This window comes from Kineococcus indalonis (assembly GCF_009906395.1).
GTDB classification, from domain to species: domain Bacteria; phylum Actinomycetota; class Actinomycetes; order Actinomycetales; family Kineococcaceae; genus Kineococcus; species Kineococcus indalonis.
Window position 1 is genome coordinate 1 of sequence record NZ_JAAALM010000377.1, and the last position, 4,036, is coordinate 4,036.

The following is a 4,036-nucleotide window of genomic DNA, read 5'->3' on the forward strand; positions in this document are numbered from 1 at the left end:
TCCCTGCCCGCCCCCGCCCGCGTCGGCACCCGCGTCGGTGCCCTCGTCCGGGCCGGGGCCGGGCAGGGCCGCGCTCAGGGCGCGGGTCAGGTCGCTCTCGGCGCGCCAGCGCTGGGCGTCGTCGGCGTCGGCGGCCTCGCGCAGGGCCGCGGGCGTGCGCGGCGCGTCCAGGCTCGCGGTCGCGGCGTCGGCCAGCAGCAGCGAGGTCGCCGGGTCCAGCCGGCCGGAGGTGGCCAGCTCCAGCGCCGCCGAGGCCCGGCGGGTCAGCTCGGCGTCCAGCGCCGCCCGGCTGGTCTCCACGCGCCGGTGCAGGCGGTCCAGGCGCTGCGCGGTGGCCGAGAGGTACCAGGCCAGCAGGCACAGCAGCAGCAGGGCCGCCAGCGCCCAGGCGAGGGCCGTCACCCGCCGCCCCGCCGCTGCTCGCCCGAGGAGCGCGCCTGCTCGCCGGCCCGCACCGTCTCGTACACGGCCAGCACGTCGGCGGCCACCACGGACCAGTCGTAGCGGTGCGCGGCGCGCTGCCCCGCGCGCGCGAGCCGGGCGCGCTCGGCGGGGTCGGCCAGCAGCGCCACCAGCGCCCGGGCGGCGGCGGCGGCGTCCCCGGTGGGGAAGAGCACCCCGTGCGCGCCGTCGTCCAGGACGCGGCGGAAGGCCCCCAGGTCGCTGGCGACGACCGCGGCCCCGGCGGCCAGCGCCTCCACCAGGACGATGCCGAAGCTCTCCCCGCCGGTGTGCGGGGCCAGGTAGACGTCGGCCGAGGCCAGCAGGGACCGCTTGGCGTCGTCGTCGACGGCGCCGAGGAACTCCACCGCCGAGGGGTCCGCCAGCGCCGCGCGGGCGGCCTGCACGTCGCCGCGGCCGGCGACGAGGAAGCGCGCCCCGGGCAGCGCGGCGCGCACGTGCGGGACGGCCGCGCACAGCACCCCCAGCCCCTTGCGGGGCTCGTCGAGGCGGCCGACGAAGGCCACGACGGGCCGCTCGGGCGTGCCGGACCACTCCGGCCGGCGCGCGGCGCGCGCGAACCGCTCGGTGAACACCCCGTTGGGGACGACCACGGCGTCGCCGCCGACGTGCTCGACGACGGTGCGGCGGGCGTCCTCGCTGACCGCGATGCGCGCGGCGATCTTCTCCAGGCTGGGCCGCAGCAGGGGGAAGGCCGCCTGCATGGCCCGCGAGCGCAGGTTCGCGCTGTGGAAGGTCGCCACCACGGGGCGCTGGGCGGCCCACAGGGCCAGCAGGGACGTGCTGGGCGAGAGCGGCTCGTGCACGTGCAGGACGTCGAAGCCGCCCTCGACGACCCAGCGCCGCACCCGGGCGGCGGTCAGCGGGCCGAAGGACAGCCGGGCCACCGAGCCGTTGTAGGGCACGGCCACCACCCCGCCGGCGGCGTGCAGTTCCACGTGCGCGACCTCGCCGAGCACCTCCTGGGCCTGGGCCACCACGTGCGCGTGCTGGGCCGCGCCGACGGCCCCGCGGTGCTGTTCGTGCACGGCTTCGGCTCCGACCAGTCGGCGTGGGACCGGGTGGTGCCGGCCTTCCTGGACGGGCACCGCGTCGTGCTGCTGGACCAGGCCGGCGCCGGGCGCTTCGACGCGAGCGCGTACGACCGGGAGCGGTACTCCACCCTCGACGGGTACGCCGAGGACCTGGTGGCGGTGTGCGAGGAGCTGGACCTGCGCGACGTCGTCGTCGTGGCGCACAGCGTCAGCTCCGTGGTCGCCGCGCGCGCCGCGGTGCGCGCCCCGGAGCGCTTCGCGCAGGTCTTCATGCTGGCGCCCTCGGCGCGCTACACCGACGACCCCGCCGACGGCTACGACGGCGGCTTCTCCGCCGAGGACGTCGAGGAGCTGCTGGCCTCCCTGGACCACAACTACCTGTCGTGGACCGCCGCCGTCGCCCCCATGATCATGGGCAACCCGGACCGCCCGGAGCTCGGCGAGGAGTTCACCGGCGCGATGCGCCAGCTCGACCCCGCCACCGCGCGCTGCTTCGCGCGCGCGACGTTCCTGACGGACTCGCGCGAGCTGCTCACCCGCGTGCCGGTGCCGGTGGTGGTCCTGCAGTGCCGCGACGACGCCCTGGCCCCCGACGCCGCGGTCCGCGAGGTCGTGGCGCGCCTGCCGCGCGCCACCCTGGTGCCGCTGCGCGCCAGCGGGCACTGCCCGCACGTCAGCGCGCCCGCGGAGACGGCGGCGGCGGTGCTGGCCCACCTGGCCCCCGTGAGCGGGCGGTCGTGACGGCCGTCGACGGTTCCTCCCCCGCGCCCGCGCCCGGCGCGCCGTCGCCCGGCGCGGCCGCGCCGGGCGACGGCGGGTTCGAGGCGCTGTTCCAGCACGCCCCGTGCGGGTACCTGACCACCACCGACGACGGGCGCATCACCCGCGTCAACGACACGTTCCTCACCTGGACCGGGCACCGGCGCGAGGACCTGCTGGGCACCGCCTTCGCCCGCCTGCTGCCGGTGGGCGACCGGATCCTGTGGAGCACCCACAGCGCCCCGCGGCTGGGCACCGGCAGCGGGGTCAGCGAGGTCGTGGTGGAGGTCGTCGCCGCCGACCGCGCGCGCCGCCCGGCGCTGGTCACCGCCACCCGCGCGCCCGCCCGCGACGGCGCCGGGGCCGAGGTGCGCGTCATCGTCTTCAGCGCCCCCGAGCGCCGCGCCCACGAGCGCGAGCTCATCGCCGCGCTGCACCGGGCGGAGGAGTCGGAGAACCTCCGGGCCGCCGCGGAGGCCGAGGCGCGCCGCCGGGCGCTGCTGGACCCGCTGACCGGGCTGGCCAACCGCGCCGGGCTGTGCGCGCACCTGCAGGCCGCGCTCGCCGCCGGCGAGGGGCCGGTGGGCGTGCTGGTGGTGGACCTGGACCACTTCAACGTCGTCAACGAGAGCCTGGGCACCGCCGCCGGCGACGAGCTGCTGCTCACGGTGGCGCAGCGGCTGCGCGCGGAGGTGCGCGAGGGCGCCGTCGTGGCGCGGCTGTCCGCGGACGAGTTCGCGGTCGCCGAGCGCTGCGAGGACGCGGGCGCCGCCCGCCAGCTCGGCGAGCGGCTGCTGGAGGCCCTGAGCGTCCCGGTCGTCCTGGAGGGCCTGGAGGTCGTCACCTCCGCCAGCACCGGCGCCGCCGTGGCGCGCGGCGGTTCGCCCGAGCGCCTCCTGCACGACGCCGGCGCGGCGATGCAGCGCGCCAAGGCCGGCGGCCGCCACCGCGTGGAGGTCCACGACCCGGCCCGCACCGACGCGGCCGTGGACCGGCTGCGCCTGCTGGGCGAGCTGCGCCGCGGCATCGCCGCGGGCGAGCTGCGCCTGCACTACCAGCCGCGCGTGGGGCTGCCCGACGGGCGGGTCGGCGGCGTGGAGGCGCTCGTGCGCTGGCAGCACCCGGTGCGCGGGCTGCTGGCGCCGGTGGAGTTCATCGACCTGGCCGAGCGGTCCGGGCTGGTGCGCGAGCTGGGCGAGCGGGTCCTGGACACCGCGGTGGAGCAGGCCGCCCGCTGGGCCCGCGACCCGCAGCACCCGACGCTGGAGGTGGCCGTGAACCTCTCCACGCGCCAGCTCACCGACCCCGGCCTGGTGGCCGCGGTGACGGGGGCGCTGACCCGCCACGGGCTGGCGGCGCACCTGCTGGTGCTGGAGGTCACCGAGACGGCGCTGGTGACCGACCCGGGCGCGGCGGAGGCGGCGCTGGCGGCGCTGAAGGAGCTCGGCATCGGCATCGCCGTGGACGACTTCGGCACCGGCTACGCGAGCCTGACGTACCTGCAGCGCTTCCCCGTGGACGAGCTGAAGATCGACCGCTCGTTCGTCACGGGCCTGGGCGTCAGCGACGGCGACACCGCGATCGTGCGCACCTGCGTGCAGCTCGCCCACGCCGTGGGGGTGCGCGCGGTCGCCGAGGGCGTGGAGACCGAGCAGCAGCGCGACGCCCTGGTGGCGATGGGCTGCGACTTCGCGCAGGGGTACTTCTACTCGCGGCCGCTGAGCGCGCCGGACCTGGCGCAGTGGGTGCGCTCGCGCTGAACCGGCGGGGCGGGCCGGACC

General features: G+C 78.3%; 4 protein-coding genes. 2 read left to right on the forward strand and 2 right to left on the reverse strand.

The features are described 5' to 3' along the window. Together GTR00_RS15975 and GTR00_RS15980 are read right to left on the reverse strand one after the other, a co-directional pair. On the reverse strand, window positions 1-402 hold a 402-nt coding region (locus tag GTR00_RS15975; RefSeq protein WP_166612581.1), incomplete at its 3' end, for a hypothetical protein. Further along, entirely contained in the window at window positions 399-1,400 is a 1,002-nt protein-coding gene (locus GTR00_RS15980; RefSeq protein ID WP_323132529.1) for a glycosyltransferase family 4 protein, read from the reverse strand. The genes GTR00_RS15980 and GTR00_RS15975, both read right to left, overlap by 4 nt. Here GTR00_RS15980 and GTR00_RS15985 point away from each other — a divergent pair. Continuing rightward, complete coding sequence (locus tag GTR00_RS15985; RefSeq protein WP_323132530.1) at window positions 1,389-2,237, forward strand: alpha/beta fold hydrolase; 849 nt, start codon at window positions 1,389-1,391, stop codon at window positions 2,235-2,237. The two genes, GTR00_RS15980 and GTR00_RS15985, sit on opposite strands and share 12 nt — an antisense overlap. Then, window positions 2,234-4,015: a putative bifunctional diguanylate cyclase/phosphodiesterase gene (locus GTR00_RS15990; RefSeq protein ID WP_166612582.1), complete on the forward strand. Its 1,782-nt coding sequence runs from the start codon at window positions 2,234-2,236 to the stop codon at window positions 4,013-4,015. Before GTR00_RS15985 ends, GTR00_RS15990 begins: the two co-directional genes overlap by 4 nt. Window positions 4,016-4,036: the final 21 nt, after the last annotated feature.